This is a genomic window from Sphingomonas desiccabilis (assembly GCF_004135605.1).
GTDB classification, from domain to species: Bacteria; Pseudomonadota; Alphaproteobacteria; order Sphingomonadales; family Sphingomonadaceae; genus Sphingomonas; species Sphingomonas desiccabilis.
This window is the reverse complement of the sequence record NZ_SDPT01000002.1, coordinates 296770-313162: the sequence shown is the minus strand read 5'-3', so window position 1 is coordinate 313162 and position 16393 is coordinate 296770. Positions and strand designations below refer to the sequence as shown.

12 protein-coding genes are annotated in these 16393 nt (G+C 68.0%); 2 read left to right on the top strand and 10 right to left on the bottom strand.

What is annotated here, in order from left to right; genetic code table 11:
- Window positions 1-5 precede the first annotated feature (5 nt).
- From EO081_RS09655 to EO081_RS09645, 3 genes are all read right to left on the bottom strand, one after another.
- Complete coding sequence (locus EO081_RS09655; protein WP_129341747.1) at window positions 6-1037, bottom strand: cupin-like domain-containing protein; 1032 nt, start codon at window positions 1035-1037, stop codon at window positions 6-8.
- On the bottom strand, window positions 1030-1746 hold the full coding sequence (locus EO081_RS09650; RefSeq protein WP_129341746.1) for a SapC family protein: 717 nt from the start codon (window positions 1744-1746) through the stop codon (window positions 1030-1032). Before EO081_RS09650 ends, EO081_RS09655 begins: the two co-directional genes overlap by 8 nt.
- Window positions 1747-1873: 127 nt before the next feature.
- Entirely contained in the window at window positions 1874-4912 is a 3039-nt protein-coding gene (locus tag EO081_RS09645; protein WP_129341745.1) for a TonB-dependent receptor, read from the bottom strand.
- 218 nt (window positions 4913-5130) lie between these two features.
- Between EO081_RS09645 and EO081_RS09640 the strand changes: the two genes are divergently transcribed.
- Window positions 5131-7389 carry a beta-glucosidase family protein gene (locus tag EO081_RS09640; protein WP_129341744.1) on the top strand — a complete coding sequence of 753 codons (2259 nt, stop codon included), beginning with the start codon at window positions 5131-5133 and terminating at the stop codon, window positions 7387-7389.
- A gap of 77 nt (window positions 7390-7466) precedes the next feature.
- Window positions 7467-7862, top strand: a complete 396-nt coding sequence (locus EO081_RS09635) for an acyl-CoA thioesterase (protein ID WP_129341743.1) — start codon at window positions 7467-7469, stop codon at window positions 7860-7862.
- Window position 7863: 1 nt separating this feature from the next.
- Here the strand turns inward: EO081_RS09635 and EO081_RS09630 are convergent, their stop codons facing one another.
- The 7 genes from EO081_RS09630 to EO081_RS09600 form a co-directional block, all read right to left on the bottom strand.
- Window positions 7864-9861 (bottom strand): acetyl-CoA carboxylase biotin carboxylase subunit, encoded by a 1998-nt coding sequence (locus tag EO081_RS09630; protein WP_129341742.1) that lies wholly within the window; start codon window positions 9859-9861, stop codon window positions 7864-7866.
- A 204-nt stretch (window positions 9862-10065) separates the two neighbouring features.
- On the bottom strand, window positions 10066-11067 hold the full coding sequence (bioB, locus tag EO081_RS09625; RefSeq protein ID WP_129341741.1) for a biotin synthase BioB: 1002 nt from the start codon (window positions 11065-11067) through the stop codon (window positions 10066-10068).
- Window positions 11067-11402 carry a hypothetical protein gene (locus EO081_RS09620; RefSeq protein ID WP_129341740.1) on the bottom strand — a complete coding sequence of 112 codons (336 nt, stop codon included), beginning with the start codon at window positions 11400-11402 and terminating at the stop codon, window positions 11067-11069. The genes bioB and EO081_RS09620 overlap by 1 nt, the downstream gene beginning before the upstream one ends.
- On the bottom strand, window positions 11399-13552 hold the full coding sequence (scpA, locus tag EO081_RS09615) for a methylmalonyl-CoA mutase (protein ID WP_129342439.1): 2154 nt from the start codon (window positions 13550-13552) through the stop codon (window positions 11399-11401). The genes EO081_RS09620 and scpA overlap by 4 nt, the downstream gene beginning before the upstream one ends.
- A 55-nt stretch (window positions 13553-13607) precedes the next feature.
- On the bottom strand, window positions 13608-14024 hold the full coding sequence (mce, locus tag EO081_RS09610; RefSeq protein WP_129341739.1) for a methylmalonyl-CoA epimerase: 417 nt from the start codon (window positions 14022-14024) through the stop codon (window positions 13608-13610).
- Window positions 14018-14839, bottom strand: a complete 822-nt coding sequence (locus EO081_RS09605) for a hypothetical protein (RefSeq protein WP_129341738.1) — start codon at window positions 14837-14839, stop codon at window positions 14018-14020. Before EO081_RS09605 ends, mce begins: the two co-directional genes overlap by 7 nt.
- Complete coding sequence (locus EO081_RS09600; RefSeq protein ID WP_260153947.1) at window positions 14820-16346, bottom strand: acyl-CoA carboxylase subunit beta; 1527 nt, start codon at window positions 16344-16346, stop codon at window positions 14820-14822. Before EO081_RS09600 ends, EO081_RS09605 begins: the two co-directional genes overlap by 20 nt.
- Window positions 16347-16393 lie beyond the last annotated feature (47 nt).

Here is a 16393-nt window from a genome sequence, read left to right as displayed (position 1 = left end):
CTCCATCATCGGCTGAGCGCCCTGAGGAGGAAGGAGCGGATGCGCCCGGCGCTCTCCGGCGTCAGCGGAGCGAGCACGCTGCGCGCGCCTTCGGGGATATGCGCCACGACCTCCTCCCCGTTCCGGAAGACATAATGGTCGAACAGGTCGCGCCAGTGGCGCTTCTCGTCCTCCGGCAGGTCGCGGATGGTGAGCATGGCGTGGTTGAGCGCCTCCTGCGGCTGGCCGAGCCACCGCGGCGTGTCGCGCCACCAATAGTTCACCAGGATGTTGAACGGTGCCAGTCCCTCGACGTGGTGCCACCACATCGACGGGATGTAGACGGCATCGCCCGGCTCCAGCTCCGCGACGTGGGCATGCGCCAGCGCCTCGCGGAAGCGGGGATGGCGCGCGAAGTCGGGCGCGCTGAAATCGACCATGCTGACCGCGCGACCGGCAGGCGTGTTGTCCACCGGCCCCAGGTAGAGGTTGCGGAACTGCTCGCGCGGGAACAGCGTGAAGCGTCGCCGCCCCGCCGCCACGCAGGCGAGGTTGTGCGGATGGTCGTTATGCGCCGCAATGCGCGTGCGCGTACCGATCCAGATACTCGCCAGAGGCTGGCGCTCGCCCAGATCGACGTGGTTCTCGGCATGGAGGCCGTCGAAGAAGTCATGCACGTCGATCGAACCGAGATAGATCGGGGGCGCGGCCGGATCCTCCTCCGCCCGGTCGATCTGGGCGAAGATCTCCGGCAGCTTGGCACGCGCGATGCGGAAGTTCATCCCCATCGCATCGTCGTAGAAGAGGCGCCCGTCCGATCCGGGCTGCCCGACCGAGACGGTGAAGGGCAGGTCGCGCCGGCGCTCCAGCAGATAGGCCCGCGCGTCCCGCGCAGACCGCCGTCCGGCGGCGACCAGCGGCCAATCGGCCACCAGCCCCCGCACCACGAAAGGCCGCGTCGCGCTCCTGAGCAGGGTGTCGAGCGCGGCCGCGCCGGCCACCGTCTCCTCGGGCACCGCGGGCAGATCGGCGAAGATGCCGGGCGCGGCCTCAGCCATGGCGCAGCCGCTGGTTCTTGCGCGCCACCAGCGCTCCGATGTTGGCGAGCGACGCCAGCGCCATGAAGATCGGCATCAGGTGCCCGGCCTGGTGGAGCTCCGCCACGGCCGCCGGGTCCAGCGCGCGCAGCCGTTCCTCGTCGATGACGTGGAAGCCGACCAGGCGATGGGTCGATCCGTCCGCGAGCGGCACCTCCAGGGACAAGGGCTCGAGCAGGTCGTGGCGGCGCAGCGCGGCCAGGAAGCCGATCGACGCCTGATAGCCGGCGTCGAGCATGCCCAGCTTTTCGACGACGGCATGGAAGTACGGGGAAGGACTGCCATCCTCCTCGAAGATCCGCAGGCCTTCCGAGCCCAGGCGGGGGCTCGCGAGGTCGATGTGGACCTGGCGCACGCCCGTGTCCGCGCCTTCCGGGCGCCCGATGAGGAACGGCTGGATCGCGATCGACAGCGGCAGGTAGCGTGCCGCCCAGCGGGTCCCTTCGAGGAAGAGGTTCTCTCCATCCTCGAACCCGAACATCGCGAGCGCCGTGAAGCGATCATGCTCGAGGTTGCGGCGGAAGAGGATCGGATATTCGTTCTGAACCTGCCGTAACTCGTCCGGCACCACCATCGCCGACATGACGGCGTCGCCGGACGCAGCGGAGCGCTCCGTATTTACTCGAAGGTCCCGATGGGCGTCGGCAGTCAGGATCGCGTGATCAGGCATATCGGCAATCAAATCCCAGCAGGGCGGAACATTGGCCGTCGCCGGCAAAGGTGCCGCCGAAGCGCGGAAGAAGCCACACCCTTTCGGGCATGGCTCCTCCCGCTTCGACGGTTTCGGGCGCAGGGCTTCAGAAGCTGAAGCGGATGCCGCCCGCATAGCGTGCGTAACCCGGCTGCGCGAAGGTCACGAAGTTCTCCGACCGGCGATGTCCGCGCCGGCTCTCGCCGGTGAGGTTGATCGCCTCGACGAAGCCGGTGAGGCCGGGGATGAACTCCCAGCTCGCGCTGGCATCGATCTGGCCATAGGCCTCGACATAGGTCGGGTCGAACGCGCCGCCGGCGTAGAACTCGTCGCGCCAGTTGTACGCCACGCGTGCCTGGATGCCCCCCTTGTCGTAATAGACGACCGCATTGGCGCTGTCGCTGAGCCCGGTCAGCGCGAACTGGCCTTCGTACGGGCTGAGCGTGTTGTCGTACTTCGCGTCGCCGTTCACGATCGTGTAGTTCAGGATGACGCCGAAGCCGGTCTGCCACAGGTTGTGCTGGATCGCGAACTCCCAGCCGTTCAGGTTGGCGGTCCGGTCGTTGTTGAACGGCTGGTTGATCTGGAAGTTGAGCAGAGGATCCTCGGCCGTCGCGAAGATGTCGCCGGTCAGGAAGCCGTTGTCGGTCGTTCCGGTGACCTGCGACGACTCCGGATAGTTGCGCAGGATATAGTCGCGGATGCGGATCGCGTCGGTGGTGCCGAGCGCCGCCGCCGCCGCGCGATAGCGCGGGCCTGCGCCCGGATTGCGCAGCCCGAACGCCGACGTGTTGATCTGGTCCGTGCCGATGAAGTTGCTCACGTCCTTGTTGAAATAGCCGACCGAGACGTAGCTCTCGCGACTGTAGTACCATTCGGCCGACAGATCGATGTTCTTGGACTTGTACGGCAGCAGCCCGGCGTTGCCCTGGCTGCCGGTGCCGCCGCCGATCCGCGGGTTGGAGGCCAGCTCGCGCCCGCCCTGAAGGCTGCCGTAATCGGCGCGGGTGATCGTGTGGCTGTACGAGGCGCGCAGCTTCACATTCTCGAGCGGCTCGATGTCGAAGTCGACCGCCGGCAGCCAGTTTTCATAGCTACCCTTCAGGCGCGTGAAGGTGCTCTCGCCGGAATAGATCAGGCTGAACTCGTTCGCGGAAACCCAGCGGACCCCGGTCGGCACCGGCACCAGCGCCGAAGAGTCGATGTCCGTGTGATCCCAGCGCAGGCCGGCAATGAGGTGCGCAGGACGCGCGAACACGTCAAACCTGGTGTTGAACTGGATGAAGGGCGAGATCGTCTTCTCGCGGAGCCGCCGGTCGACCGTATAGTCCGACAGGCAGGTCCCCGGCGCAGCGGTGCCGGTCTGCGGATCGCTGCAGATGCCGTAGTTGCTCTCGAGCAGGTCGGCCATGCGCTCGAAGTTGAACTTGAACAGCGCCGGAATCATGCCCGCGCTGTCGGCGCCGCCCACACCCTTGAACTTGTCCGGGATGCTCACCTGCTCGAACAGATCGTCCGGAATGTCGGACGCCGGGCCGATGCCGCCCCAGGTGTCGTTCTGGATGAAGCCGTAGGCGGAGCGGACCTGGTTGTCGACGAACGAGAAGCCCGCGTCGATGCTGTCCAGGAAGCCGCCCTCATGGTCGTAATGCCCCTTCAGCTGCACCTGATTGATCCGGTCGCGGAAATAGGCGTTGCGGAACGAGTTGCCCGTCGGGGTGATGAGCGAGCGATCGAGCGGATCGATGCCCGGGTACATGGTGTAGGAGAGCACGGGCATTTCGTGCTCGAAGTCGATCGTCTGGCTCTGCACGCCGAAGATCGAGGTGCCGATCGAGTTGCTGCTGCCGTATTTGTTCGTCGGCTTCGACACGGCGGTGGAATGGTGCGCGTCGAGCGAGACGGTGACGCCGCCCGGCCCTTCCCACGTCAGGTTGCCGCCGAGTGACTTGTTCTCGGTCTTGTTGGCCTGCAGCGACCCGCTGTACGACAGGTCCTTGCCCGGCGCGAAATTCTCCGAATAGAACAGCGGGCCGGCATTGGGGCCGTCGGTCCAGGCGCTCGACGTGTCGCCGAAGTTGAACCAGATGCCGACGTTGCTGTTGCGCGCCTCCACCTTGTTGCTGGAATAGGTGAAGTCCACGGTCGCGGTCAGCGAGTCGGTGGGCTTCGCCTGCAGCACCAGCTGGCCGTTGATGCGCTCGCGATCGATGTCGATCAGCTCGTAATTGGCGCTCTGCGGGATTTCATAGACGTCCTCGCCCTGGGGCCGATTGGTGATGTTCGGGCTGGAGTCCGGCAGCACCCCCCAGGTGTTGTTGGCGGCGACGTTCAGCGCGTTGTCGCCGAGGAAGCCGTCGCGGAAGCCGACGCCGGCCGAGTTCAGGCTCGCCTTGCGGCGCTGATACGCGCCGCTCACCAGCACGCCGATCCGGTCGTCGGCAAAGGTGGTCGAGATGATACCCGACACTTCCGGGGTGATCGGATCGCCATCGTTGCGCGAGCTGTCGAGCACGCCCTTCACCGCCAGCGAACCGCGCATGCCCGGCTTGTCGAGCGGGCGCGGGGTCCGGATGTTGATGGTCGATCCGATGCCCCCCGACGGGATCGCCGCGCGGCCGGTCTTGTAGACCTCCACCGCCGCGATGCCTTCGGACGCGAGGTTGGCGAAGTCGAACGAGCGCGAGGCCGGCGCGCTGGCACCGTCGCCGAGCGTCGACGTCGGCATCTGGCGGCCGTTCAGCGTGACGAGGTTATATTCTGGGCCGAAGCCGCGGACGGTGACGAACTGACCCTCGCCGTTCGAGCGGTCGATCGACACGCCGGTAATGCGCTGGAGCGATTCGGCGAGGTTGGTGTCCGGGAACTTGCCGATGTCCTCGGCCGAGATGGCGTCGACGACGCCCTGGGCGTCGCGCTTGATGTCGACGGCTTCGCGCAAGCTGGCGCGGATGCCGGTCACGACGATGTCGTCGCCCGCCTCGCCCGGCTCCAGATTCTGCTGGTCGGTGATTTCGGAAGGACCCGGGTTGCCGACGGTGGCCGCGGCGTCCTGCGCCAGCGCCATGCCTGGCGTGCCGATCAGCGCCAGTGCGGAAACCCCGAGTACCAAGTGCGTGTGCGAGCGAGCGGCAAAGCTGCGCATCCAAACCTCCCCTGTTGTCGACGCGTAGTTCATCGCATCGTTGCTGAGAACGTTCACTTGGCTCCGAAACTGTTGTCAAGCAGCAAAGCCGCGGCCGCAGAAGTGTGAGCGATACCGTAGTTGAGAACGTTCCCAACCTGTGCTCTGAAAGGCACAGCATTGCGCGTCGGCGTCCAGTTTGCGTCGGCGCGCGAACCCAACATCGCAAGGGGAAGAGGATGTCGAAGTTCCATGGCCTGCTGCTCGGAGGATCGCTCCTGGCGGCGTTGGCCGCACCGGCGGTGCTCGCGCGGGAGCCGCAGGCGGCACCCTCGACCATCCGGGCAGGCGATGCCCGCGCGCGGGCCGAGGCGGTGGTCGCGCGCATGACCACGGACGAGAAGATCGCGCTGGTCCACGGGCTGTTTCCGCCCATGGCCGACGGCAAGACCAGGAACGAACTGATCCCGTCCGCCGGCCACATCGACGGCATCCCGCGGCTGGGCGTGCCGCTGGTGCGCGAGAGCGACGCATCGCTCGGCGTCGCCAACCAGGTCGAACAGCGCAAGGGCGACGTCGCCACCGCGCTCCCGTCCGGCCTCGCCACCGCAGCCAGCTTCGATCCCGAGATCGCCCGCGCAGGCGGCGCGATGATCGGCGCGGAGGCGCGCGCGAAGCGGTTCAACGTGCTGCTGGCGGGCGGCGTCAACCTGACCCGCGATCCCTGGAACGGCCGCAACTTCGAATATCTGGGCGAGGACCCGCTGCTCGCCGGGCTGCTGGGCGGCGCGCACATCGCCGGCGTCCAGTCCAACCGCATCGTCTCCACCGTCAAGCACTTCGCCCTGAACGCGCAGGAGACGGGCCGCATGGTCGTCGACGCGCGCATCGACGAGAAGGCGCTGCGGATGAGCGACCTCCTCGCCTTTCAGATCGCGATCGAGAAGGGCCGCCCCGGCTCGGTGATGTGCGCCTACAACAAGGTGAACGGCGACTGGGCGTGCGAGAACCCGCGGCTGCTGACGGACGTGCTGAAGCGCGACTGGGGCTATCGCGGCTGGGTGATGAGCGACTGGGGCGCGGTGCATTCGACCGCCAAGGCGGCGAACGCCGGGCTGGACCAGCAGTCGGGCCAGGAACTCGACAAGGCGCCGTTCTTCGCCAAGCCGCTCAAGCAGGCGGTCGAGAACGGTGAAGTACCGGTGGCGCGGCTGGACGACATGGTCATCCGCTACCTGACCGGCCTGATCGAGACCGGCGCCTATGACGCGCCGATGCCTGCGACGGCGGAGGCCATCTCCTATGACCAGCACGCCGACGTGGCGCAGCGCGCCGCCGAGGCGGGCATCGTGCTGCTCAAGAACGAGCGCAACCTGCTGCCGCTCGCCGCCAGCGCAAAGCGCATCGTGGTGATCGGCGGCAATGCCGACGTCGGCGTGCTCTCGGGCGGCGGATCGAGCCAGGTGCGCTCGGTCGGCGGCGCACCGGTCGAAGTGCCGCTCGCCTATGGCGCGGCATCCTCGTTCGCGCGCATCACCTATCACGCCTCCTCCCCGCTCGCGGCACTCCGCAAGGCATTGCCGGGGGTCCAGGTCGACTATCTCGACGGCCGCAACTTCAACGCGACCGTAGAGGCCGCGAAGGCCGCCGACCTGGCCATCGTGTTCGCTACCCAGTGGACGACCGAGGCGCAGGACGTTCCAGACCTGCGCCTGCCCGATCATCAGGACGCGCTGATCGCGGCGATCGCCGACGCCCAGCCTAGGACGGTGGCGGTGATGGAAACCGGCGGCCCGGTGCTGATGCCGTGGATCGAGAAGGTGCCGGCGGTGGTGCAGGCCTGGTACCCCGGCCAGCGCGGGGGCGAGGCGATCGCCAACATCCTCACCGGCAAGGTCAATCCGTCGGGCCGGCTGCCGATCACCTTCCCGGCCAGCGCCGGCCAGCCCCCGCGTCCCACCCCCGTCGGCCTGGAGACGATGAACTCGCTGGAGGCGCAGGCAGCGGCGAACCCGGCCAATGCCGGCAACTTCCAGTTCCAGAGCTTCCCCGTGAACTATACCGAGGGCGCGGACGTCGGCTATCGCTGGTACGAGAAGCAGGACCTGAAGCCGCTATTCCCGTTCGGTCATGGCCTCAGCTACACCAGCTTCGCCTACCGCAAGCTCAAGGTCACCGGCGGCCGCACGCTGAGCGTTACCGTCGAGGTCGTCAACACCGGCAAGCGGGCGGGCGCGGACGTGCCGCAGCTCTATGTCGCGCGCGAGGGATCGGATGCGCCGATGCGGCTCGCGGCGTTCCAACGGGTCCAGCTCCAGCCCGGCGAGACGCGGCGCGTGACGCTCACGGCCGAGCCGCGCATCGTGGCAGACTATGACACGGCGCTTCCGGGATGGCGGATCGCGGGTGGCCGCTATCGTGTGGCGATCGGCCACGACGCGACCGATCGCAAGATGACGACGGTCACCACCCTCGCTGCCAGCACCATGAAGCCGTGAGGCCAGGCGGCTGCCCGAGCGGGCAGCCGCCCCGCGATGGATCGACTTGGCCGGCGGCCTGCTGATAGGAACGTGGCATGGCGCCTTACATGACCCGCATCACCGCCGGCCAGGCCGACATCGACGAACTCGGGCACGTCAACAATGCCGTGTGGGTGCGCTGGATCCAGGACGTGGCCACGGCGCACTGGGAGGCGGTGGCGCCGGCCGAACACCAGCAACGCTATGTCTGGGTCGTGACCCGGCACGAGATCGACTATCGCGGCAACGTTCGCGACGGCGAAAGCGTCACGGCCGAAACCTGGATCGCAGAACCCCCGCGCGGGGCCCGGTTCGATCGCCACATGCGGTTCGTGGGGGAGGATGGCCGCGTGCGGGTGGAGGCGGAGACCACCTGGGCGATCGTGGACCGGGAGAGCGGCCGCATCCTGCGGGTGCCGCCGGAAGTCGCGGCACCCTTCCTGGACGGCTGAGCTACTCCAGCTCCAGGATCACGGCATCGACCATCAGGCTTTCGCCCTCGGCGGCGTTGACCGACTTCACCGTGCCGGCCTTCTGGCTGCGCAGGATGTTCTCCATCTTCATCGCCTCGACGACCGCGAGCGGCTGGCCAGCCTCCACCCGGTCGCCGGGCGCCACGTGCAGGCGCGTGAGCAAGCCGGGCATCGGGCAGAGCAGCAGCCGCGACAGGTCCGGCGCGACCTTCTCGATCATGTGCCGGGTGAGCGCCGCGACGTGCGGCGGCAGCACGCCGACACGATGTGCCGCGCCGCGCGCGATCAGGCGCCAGCCGCCCCGGATGCAGGCGACCCGCACCACCAGCGGCTCGTCGTCCAGCATCGCTGCGAACAGCGGCTCGCCCGGCCGCCAATGGCCCACCAGCTCGATCGTGCCGCCATCGGCGAACCGCACCAGCTGCCCGCCTTCGAATGGCTCCACCCGCGTCTCGAAGCGCGCGTCGCCGAGCGTCACGACCCGATCGGTGGCGGGAGAAATGGGGCTGCCCAACTGCCCCTCGATGCGGGCGGCGCGCGCGGCATAGGTCGCGTCGAGCACGCTGGCGATCGCCGCCAGCCGGCGCTGGAGTTCCGGTGACGGCGCGGCGCCGGTGAAACCCTCGGGGAACTCCTCGGCGATGAAGCCCGTGGTAAGCGCGCCTTCGCGGAAGCGCGGATGCTGCATCAGCGCCGAGAGGAAATCGATGTTGGTGCCCAGCCCGTCGATCTCGAAGCGGTCGAGCGCCTGGACCTGCGCGTCGATCGCCGCTTCGCGCGTGTCGGCATGGGTGACCAGCTTGGCGATCATCGGGTCGTAGTAGATGCTCACCTCCCCGCCCTCTCGCACGCCGTCGTCGACGCGCACGCCGTCGCGGGCGGGCGGCGGACGATAGCGGACCAGCCGGCCGGTCGAGGGCAGGAAGCCGCGATACGGGTCCTCGGCATAGACGCGGTTCTCGATCGCCCAGCCGGTGAGGGTGACCTCGTCCTGCCCGAAGCCGAGCGGCTCGCCCGCCGCCACGCGGATCATCTGCTCGACGAGATCGAGGCCGGTGATCGCTTCCGTCACCGGATGCTCAACCTGGAGGCGGGTGTTCATCTCCAGGAAGTAGAAGCTCTCGCCGGTCGGGTCTGCGCCCGAGACGATCAGCTCGACGGTGCCGGCGGAGAAATAGCCGACCGCCCGCGCCAGCGCGACCGCCTGCTCGCCCATGCGCCGGCGCATCTCCGGCGTGACGAACGGCGACGGCGCTTCCTCCACCACCTTCTGGTGGCGGCGCTGGATCGAGCATTCGCGCTCGCCCAGATAGACGATGGTCCCGTGCTGGTCGCCCAGCACCTGGATCTCGATGTGGCGCGGGCTCTGGATGAACTTTTCGATGAAGACGCGGTCGTCGCCGAAGCTCGCTAGGCCTTCGCGCTTGGTCGCCTCGAAGCCTTCGCGCACGTCGGCCTCGGACCAGGCGAGCCGCATCCCCTTGCCGCCGCCGCCCGCCGACGCCTTCATCATCACCGGATAGCCGATGTCGCCGGCGATCCGCACCGCGTCCTCGGTGGTCGCGATCTCGCCCAGGAAGCCGGGGACGACGTTGACGCCCGCTTCCTTCGCGAGCTTCTTCGATTCGATCTTGTCGCCCATCGCCGCGATCGCGCCCGGCGGCGGGCCGACGAAGGCGATGCCGGCGTCGGCACAGGCGCGCGCGAATTCGGCGCGTTCGGACAGGAAGCCGTAGCCGGGATGGATGCAGTCGGCGCCGGTTTCGCGGGCGGCGAGCAGGATCAGATCGGCGCGCAGATAGCTTTCGGCGGCGGGCGCCGGCCCGAGCCGCACGGCCTCGTCCGCCATGCGGACGTGCGGCGCGTCGGCATCCGCGTCCGAATAGACCGCCACCGTGGCGATCCCCATCCGCTTGGCGGTGCGCATCACGCGGCAGGCAATCTCGCCGCGATTGGCGACCAGGATCTTTCGGAACATGGGCTTACCCCCGCCGGACGAGCGACGTGGGTGCGGCAGCGGACCGGAGTTCCGCCGCCTGCATCCGTCGATTTGCACATAGCGCGGCGGTCGCCGCGGCCAACAGGGTAACCAGCATTCACTCTCCTTCCCGCGCACCGCCGTCGCCGGGCTCAGCCCCGATCTGGCCAACGGTGTCGCGGTCTCAATGATCCCTGGGCGCGATCAGCAGCACCCGCACGCCTCCTGCCCCCGCGGCGCCTCCGCCTGCATCGGGCGCAGGCCCAGCCGCGCGAACAGCGCCGCGTCCTTGTCGTCGCCCGCGTTGCCGGTGGTGAGCAGCTTGTCGCCGGTGAAGATGGAGTTTGCACCCGCGAGGAAGCACATCGCCTGGGTCGCGTCCGACATGCCTTCGCGCCCGGCCGACAGGCGCACCATGCTCGCGGGCATGGTGATGCGTGCGACCGCGACGGTGCGGACGAACTCGATGTCGTCGATCTTGGCGAGCGGCGTGTCGGCGAGCATGTCGCCCAGCACCGTGCCCTTGACCGGCACCAGCGCGTTCACCGGCACGCTTTCGGGATGCTGCGGCAGCGTCGCCAGCGCATGGATGAAGCCGACGCGGTCCTCGCGCGTCTCGCCCATGCCGACGATCCCGCCCGAGCACACGTTGATGCCCGCACCGCGGACATAGTCGAGCGTATCGAGCCGTTCCTGGAAGCTGCGGGTGGTGATGACCTCGCCATAGCGTTCGGGCGAGGTGTCGATGTTGTGGTTGTAATAGTCGAGCCCGGCGTCGGCCAGCTGTGCGGCCTGGTCGGGCGTCAGCATGCCCAGGGTCATGCAGGTTTCCATGCCCATCTGCCGCACACCCTTCACCATCTCGATGATGGCAGGCATGTCGCGGTCCTTGGGATTGCGCCAGGCGGCGCCCATGCAGAAGCGCGACGAGCCATTGTCCTTGGCCTGGGCCGCGGACTGGAGCACCGCGCGCACGTCCATCAGCTTGGTGGCCTTCAGCCCCGTTTCGGCATGGACCGACTGGTTGCAATAGCCGCAGTCCTCCGGGCAGCCGCCGGTCTTGATCGACAGCAGCGTGGAGAGCTGGACCTCGTCGGCGCGATGGCTGGCGCGATGCACCTCGGCGGCGCGGAACAGCAGTTCGGGGAACGGCAAGTCGAACAGTGCCGCAATCTCTTCGCGGGTCCAGTCAGTACGGGTCATCATCAAAGTGTCCGAATGAAAATGTAGAGGAACATGCCGAGCCCGATCGACAGCAGCGTCGGCGTGCCGATCCGGTAGAGGTTGAGGTATTTGCTGGGCTTCGCCTGTGCGAACCGCGCGCGGACGATCTCGCTTGTGCCCCCGAAGGACAACAAGGCCGCACCACCGATCACGACCAGCACGGCGACGAGCAGTACCGGCTTCGTACCCTTGTCCGCAAGCGCCAGCACGCCGCCCAGCGAGAGAACGCAGAGCGAGGTCAGGTGCTTGAAATAGTCGTACAGCAGCAGCTCGCGGTCGTGCGGCGTGGCATCAAGGCTTTCCTCCTCATCCATCATTCGGCCGCGTCCTCGAGTCCGGCTGGGGGCATGTTGTGGCCGAGCAGGCGCAGCACGTCGGCGGCGCATTCGACCACGTTCGATCCAGGCCCATAGATGCCCTGCACGCCCGCGTCGCGCAGATAGTCGTAATCCTTGGACGGGATGACGCCCCCGGCGATGACCTTCACATCGTTGCGCCCGGCCTCGCGCAGGCCGCGGATCAGTTCGGGGATCAGCGTCTTGTGCCCGGCCGCCAGACTGGAGGCGCCGACCACGTCCGCCTCGCTCTCCAGCGCCAGCACGACCGTTTCTTGCGGCGTCTGGAACAAGGGGCCGGAGACTACGTCGAAGCCCATGTCGCCAAAGGCGGAGGCGATGACGTTGGCGCCGCGGTCGTGCCCGTCCTGCCCCATCTTGGCGACCAGCAGCCGCGGCTTGCGCCCCAGCCGGCGCTCGACCGCCTGCACGCCTTCGACCACCTGCGCCCAGCGGTCGTCCTCTGCATAGGGCGCGCCGTACACACCCTTCACCGGCACCGGCGTGGTGCCGTAGCGGCCGAAGCCCGCCTCCATCGCCGCCGAAATCTCGCCCAGCGTCGCGCGCGCACGCGCCGCCTCGACCGCCCGAGCGAGCAGGTTGGCGTCGCCGGTCGCGCCCTTGGCGAGTGCGTCCAGCGCGGCGCGGCACGCGCTTTCGTCGCGGCCGGCGCGCACGCGAGCGATGCGGGCGATCTGCGCCTCGCGCACGCGGGTGTTGTCGACCTCCAGCGTCTCGAGCGGGTCCTCGCTGGCGAGGCGGTATTTGTTCACCCCGACGATCACGTCCTCGCCGCGGTCGGCCCGGGCTTGGCGGGCGGCGGCGGCCTCTTCGATCATCGCCTTGGGCCAGCCCGCGGCAACCGCCTTGGCCATGCCGCCCTCGGCTTCCACCCGCTCGATGATCGCCCAGGCCTGGTCGACCAGCTGCTGGGTCAGGCTCTCGACATAATAGCTGCCGCCGAGCGGATCGACGACCTTGGTCATGCCCGTCTCTTCCTGCAGCACGATCTGCGTGTTGCGGGCGATTCGGGCGGAGAAGTCGGTGGGCAGCGCGATCGCCTCGTCGAGCGCGTTGGTGTGGAGGCTCTGCGTGCCGCCCAGCATCGCCGCCATCGCCTCGATCGTGGTGCGGATGACGTTGTTGTACGGGTCCTGCTCGGTCAGCGACACGCCCGAGGTCTGGCAATGGGTGCGCAGCATCTTTGAGCGCTCGTCCTTGGCCCCCAGTTGCGTCATCACCCGGTGCCACAGCACCCGCGCGGCGCGCAGCTTCGCCACCTCCATGAAGAAGTTCATGCCGATCGCGAAGAAGAAGCTCAGCCGCCCGGCGAACTTGTCGATGTCCAGGCCCGAGGCGACGCCGTAGCGGACATATTCCATGCCGTCGGCGATGGTGAAGGCAAGCTCCTGCACCTGCGTCGCCCCCGCCTCCTGCATGTGATAGCCGGAGATCGAGATGCTGTTGAACTTCGGCATGTGCGTCGAGGTATAAGCAAAGATGTCCGAGATGATCCGCATGCTGGGCTCGGGCGGGTAGATATAGGTGTTGCGGACCATGAACTCCTTGAGGATGTCGTTCTGGATCGTGCCTTCGAGCTTTTCCTGAGCGACCCCCTGCTCTTCCGCCGCGACGATGAAGAAGGCGAGCACCGGGATCACCGCGCCGTTCATGGTCATGCTGACCGACATCTTGTCGAGCGGGATGCCGTCGAACAGGATCTTCATGTCGTCGATCGTGTCGATCGCGACGCCCGCCTTACCGACATCGCCGACGACGCGCGGATGGTCGCTGTCATAGCCGCGGTGGGTGGGGAGGTCGAAGGCGACCGACAGCCCCTTCTGCCCCGCGGCCAGGTTACGACGGTAGAAAGCGTTGGATTCCTCGGCGGTCGAGAAGCCCGCGTACTGGCGGATCGTCCAGGGCCGGCCGGCATACATCGACGCGCGCACACCGCGGGTGAAGGGCGCGAAGCCAGGGAGGCCGGGGTCGGAGGTGACGTCGTCGGCGGTGTAGAGGGGCTTGACGGTGATCCCTTCGGGCGTGTGCCAGTCGAGGTCACGGCCCTTCACTTCCTTCGCGGCGAGTGCTTCCCAATCCCTAAGGCCGGGGCTGCCACCGCCGTCGCTCACGGGCAGGTCGCGCGGCACAGGCGCGGCGCCGGAGTCCTCGCCCGGCTGGGGCGGCTCAATGTTCGCCACGCGGGCTCTCCATGATTTCGGTCAGCACGCCACCCATGTCCTTGGGGTGGACGAAGAAGATGGGCGTCCCGTGCGCACCGATGCGCGGCTCGCCCAGCACCCGCATGCCCTTCCCCTCGAACCAGGACTTGGCGGCATGGATGTCGGGCACTTCGTAGCACAGGTGATGCTGCCCGCCTGCCGGGTTCTTCGCGAGGAAGCCGTGAATCGGCGAGTCGGCGCCCAGCGGCTCGATCAGCTCGATCTGGGTGTTGGGCGCGTCGACGAAGCAGACGCGCACGCCCTGTGCGGGAAGGTCGAAGGGCTCGCCCACGGCGGCATCGCCGAACAGCATGCGGTAGCACTCTGCCGATCGCTCGATCGAGGCGGTGGCCACGCCGACATGGTTCAGCCGCCCTAGCATGTCGGCATCCGCGTCTCGCCACGCACGGCATATTTGTCGCCTTGGCGGACATAATGGTCGGTGAAACTCTGGGTACCCGTGTAGTTCACGTCGAACCCGCGGCCCGGCACGATGTTGGCGATCTTGCCCTCCAGAGTGGTGGCAGGCGTGGTGCCGGCACCGCTGTCGTCATAGCCCTCGGGCACGGATACCAGGCCGACGGGGCCGCCCGCCCCGAGCTCGGTCAGGGTGAACACGCTGCACGTATAGCCCTGCCAGGTCCCGCCGCCGCTTGCATAGATCACCGGATTGGCGCCGAACTTGTCGGAGACCGACCATTCGCTGGGCGGTGCGCCCCAGCTTGATCCGGAGACCGCGTCCGGCCAGCGCTGGACCAGGGTGAAGCCGTCGCCCGCCGGCTTGAGATAGGCGATGTCGAGCCCGCCGGTGCATCCGTGGCAACCATCCACCATCTCCGCCGTGCTGATCAGCACCGCGATGTCGCCGCGCCACACCAGCCGTACCGGCGTGGTGACGACCTGCCCGCCTTCCCCGGCGCTGCTCGCCTTGCCCGTGGGACCGAACACCGTCCGCGCGGCGCGCGCGAGCTGCTCGCCGGCCGGCAGCGCACGCACGCCGGTAGGCGACGCGACGGCGGCAGGAGGTGCAGACTTGAGCGCCGCGGAAGGAACCGGCTCGCTGCGTTCGTCGCCCCGCGGCCACAGCAGCAGCGCTCCCATGCCGAGCGTCACCCCCGCCACCATCGCCGTGGCGAGGAACCGTCCGCCGCCGCCGGATTTCGCCGGTGGCGCACGCCTAGAGCGGGATGTTGTCATGTTTCTTCCAGGGGTTCTCCAGCTGCTTGCCGCGCAGCTTGCGCAGGCCGAGCGCGATGCGCCGGCGAGTGGCGTGGGGCTGGATCACCTCGTCGATGAAGCCCTTGGACGCCGCCACGAACGGATTGGCGAAGCGCGCCTCATACTCGGCGGTGCGCTCGGCGATCTCCTCGGGCGTGCGGCCGCGGAAGATGATCTCCACCGCGCCCTTGGCGCCCATCACCGCGATCTCCGCGGTCGGCCAGGCATAGTTCAAGTCGCCGCGCAGATGCTTGGACGCCATCACGTCATAGGCGCCGCCATAAGCCTTGCGGGTGATGACGGTGATCTTGGGCACGGTCGCCTCGGCATAGGCGAACAAGAGCTTGGCGCCGTGCTTGATGATGCCGTTGTGCTCCTGCGCGACGCCGGGAAGGAAGCCGGGCACGTCGACGAAGGTGACGATCGGGATCTCGAACGCGTCGCAGAAGCGCACGAAGCGCGCCGCCTTCTTGGACGCGTTGATGTCGAGCACGCCCGCCAACACCGTCGGCTGGTTCGCGACGAAGCCGACCGTCCGCCCCTCGATCCGGCCGAAGCCGGTGAGAATGTTGGCGGCGTGGGCGGGCTGCACCTCGAAGAAGTCGCCCTCGTCCACCACCTTCCGGATCAGCTCGTGCATGTCGTAGGGTTGGTTGGCGGACGGCGGCACCAGCGTGTCGAGGCTGTCCTCGATACGATCCCACGGATCTTCGGTCGGCCGCTCGGGCGCCTCGACGCGGTTGGAGGCGGGCAGCAGGTCGATGAAGTCGCGTGCGGCGAGCAGCGCCTCGATGTCGTTGTCGAACGCCACGTCGGCTACCGACGATCGCGTCGTGTGGGTGACGGCGCCGCCCAGTTCCTCCTGGGTCACGACCTCGTTGGTGACGGTCTTCACCACGTCGGGGCCGGTGACGAACATGTAGCTCGAATCCTTCACCATGAAGATGAAGTCGGTCATCGCCGGCGAATAGACCGCGCCGCCCGCGCACGGCCCCATGATGAGGCTCAGCTGCGGCACCACGCCCGAGGCGAGTACGTTGCGCTGGAACACCTCGGCATAGCCGCCGAGCGAGGCCACCCCTTCCTGGATGCGGGCGCCGCCGGAGTCGTTCAGGCCGATGACGGGCGCGCCGACCTTCATCGCCATGTCCATGACCTTGCAGATCTTGGCGGCGTGGCGTTCGGACAGCGAGCCGCCGAACACGGTGAAGTCCTGGCTGAAGACGAACACCAGCCGGCCATTGATCGTGCCCGATCCGGTCACCACGCCGTCGCCGGGGATCCGCTGCTCGGCCATGCCGAAGTCGACGCAATTATGCTCGACGAACATGTCGAGCTCTTCGAAACTGCCGGGGTCGAGCAACACGTCGAGCCGCTCCCGTGCGGTCAGCTTGCCCTTGGCATGCTGTGCGGCCACCCGCTTCTCGCCGCCGCCGGCACGCGCGGCTGCTCGCCGCCGCTCCAGCTCCTGCACCTGTTCGCGCAAGCCCATCTCCTTACCCGGGTGTGCCCTTTGCCCGTTCGGCTGGGCAT

Coding starts and splice junctions, on each gene's coding strand:
- bioB (WP_129341741.1), bottom strand. CDS start 11,067: ATGATGACCCGTACTGACTGGACCCGCGAAGAGATTGCGGCACTGTTC.
- mce (WP_129341739.1), bottom strand. CDS start 14,024: ATGCTAGGGCGGCTGAACCATGTCGGCGTGGCCACCGCCTCGATCGAG.
- EO081_RS09655 (WP_129341747.1), bottom strand. CDS start 1,037: ATGGCTGAGGCCGCGCCCGGCATCTTCGCCGATCTGCCCGCGGTGCCC.
- EO081_RS09645 (WP_129341745.1), bottom strand. CDS start 4,912: ATGCGCAGCTTTGCCGCTCGCTCGCACACGCACTTGGTACTCGGGGTT.
- EO081_RS09635 (WP_129341743.1), top strand. CDS start 7,467: ATGGCGCCTTACATGACCCGCATCACCGCCGGCCAGGCCGACATCGAC.
- EO081_RS09605 (WP_129341738.1), bottom strand. CDS start 14,839: ATGACAACATCCCGCTCTAGGCGTGCGCCACCGGCGAAATCCGGCGGC.
- EO081_RS09620 (WP_129341740.1), bottom strand. CDS start 11,402: ATGATGGATGAGGAGGAAAGCCTTGATGCCACGCCGCACGACCGCGAG.
- EO081_RS09640 (WP_129341744.1), top strand. CDS start 5,131: ATGTCGAAGTTCCATGGCCTGCTGCTCGGAGGATCGCTCCTGGCGGCG.
- EO081_RS09650 (WP_129341746.1), bottom strand. CDS start 1,746: ATGCCTGATCACGCGATCCTGACTGCCGACGCCCATCGGGACCTTCGA.
- EO081_RS09630 (WP_129341742.1), bottom strand. CDS start 9,861: ATGTTCCGAAAGATCCTGGTCGCCAATCGCGGCGAGATTGCCTGCCGC.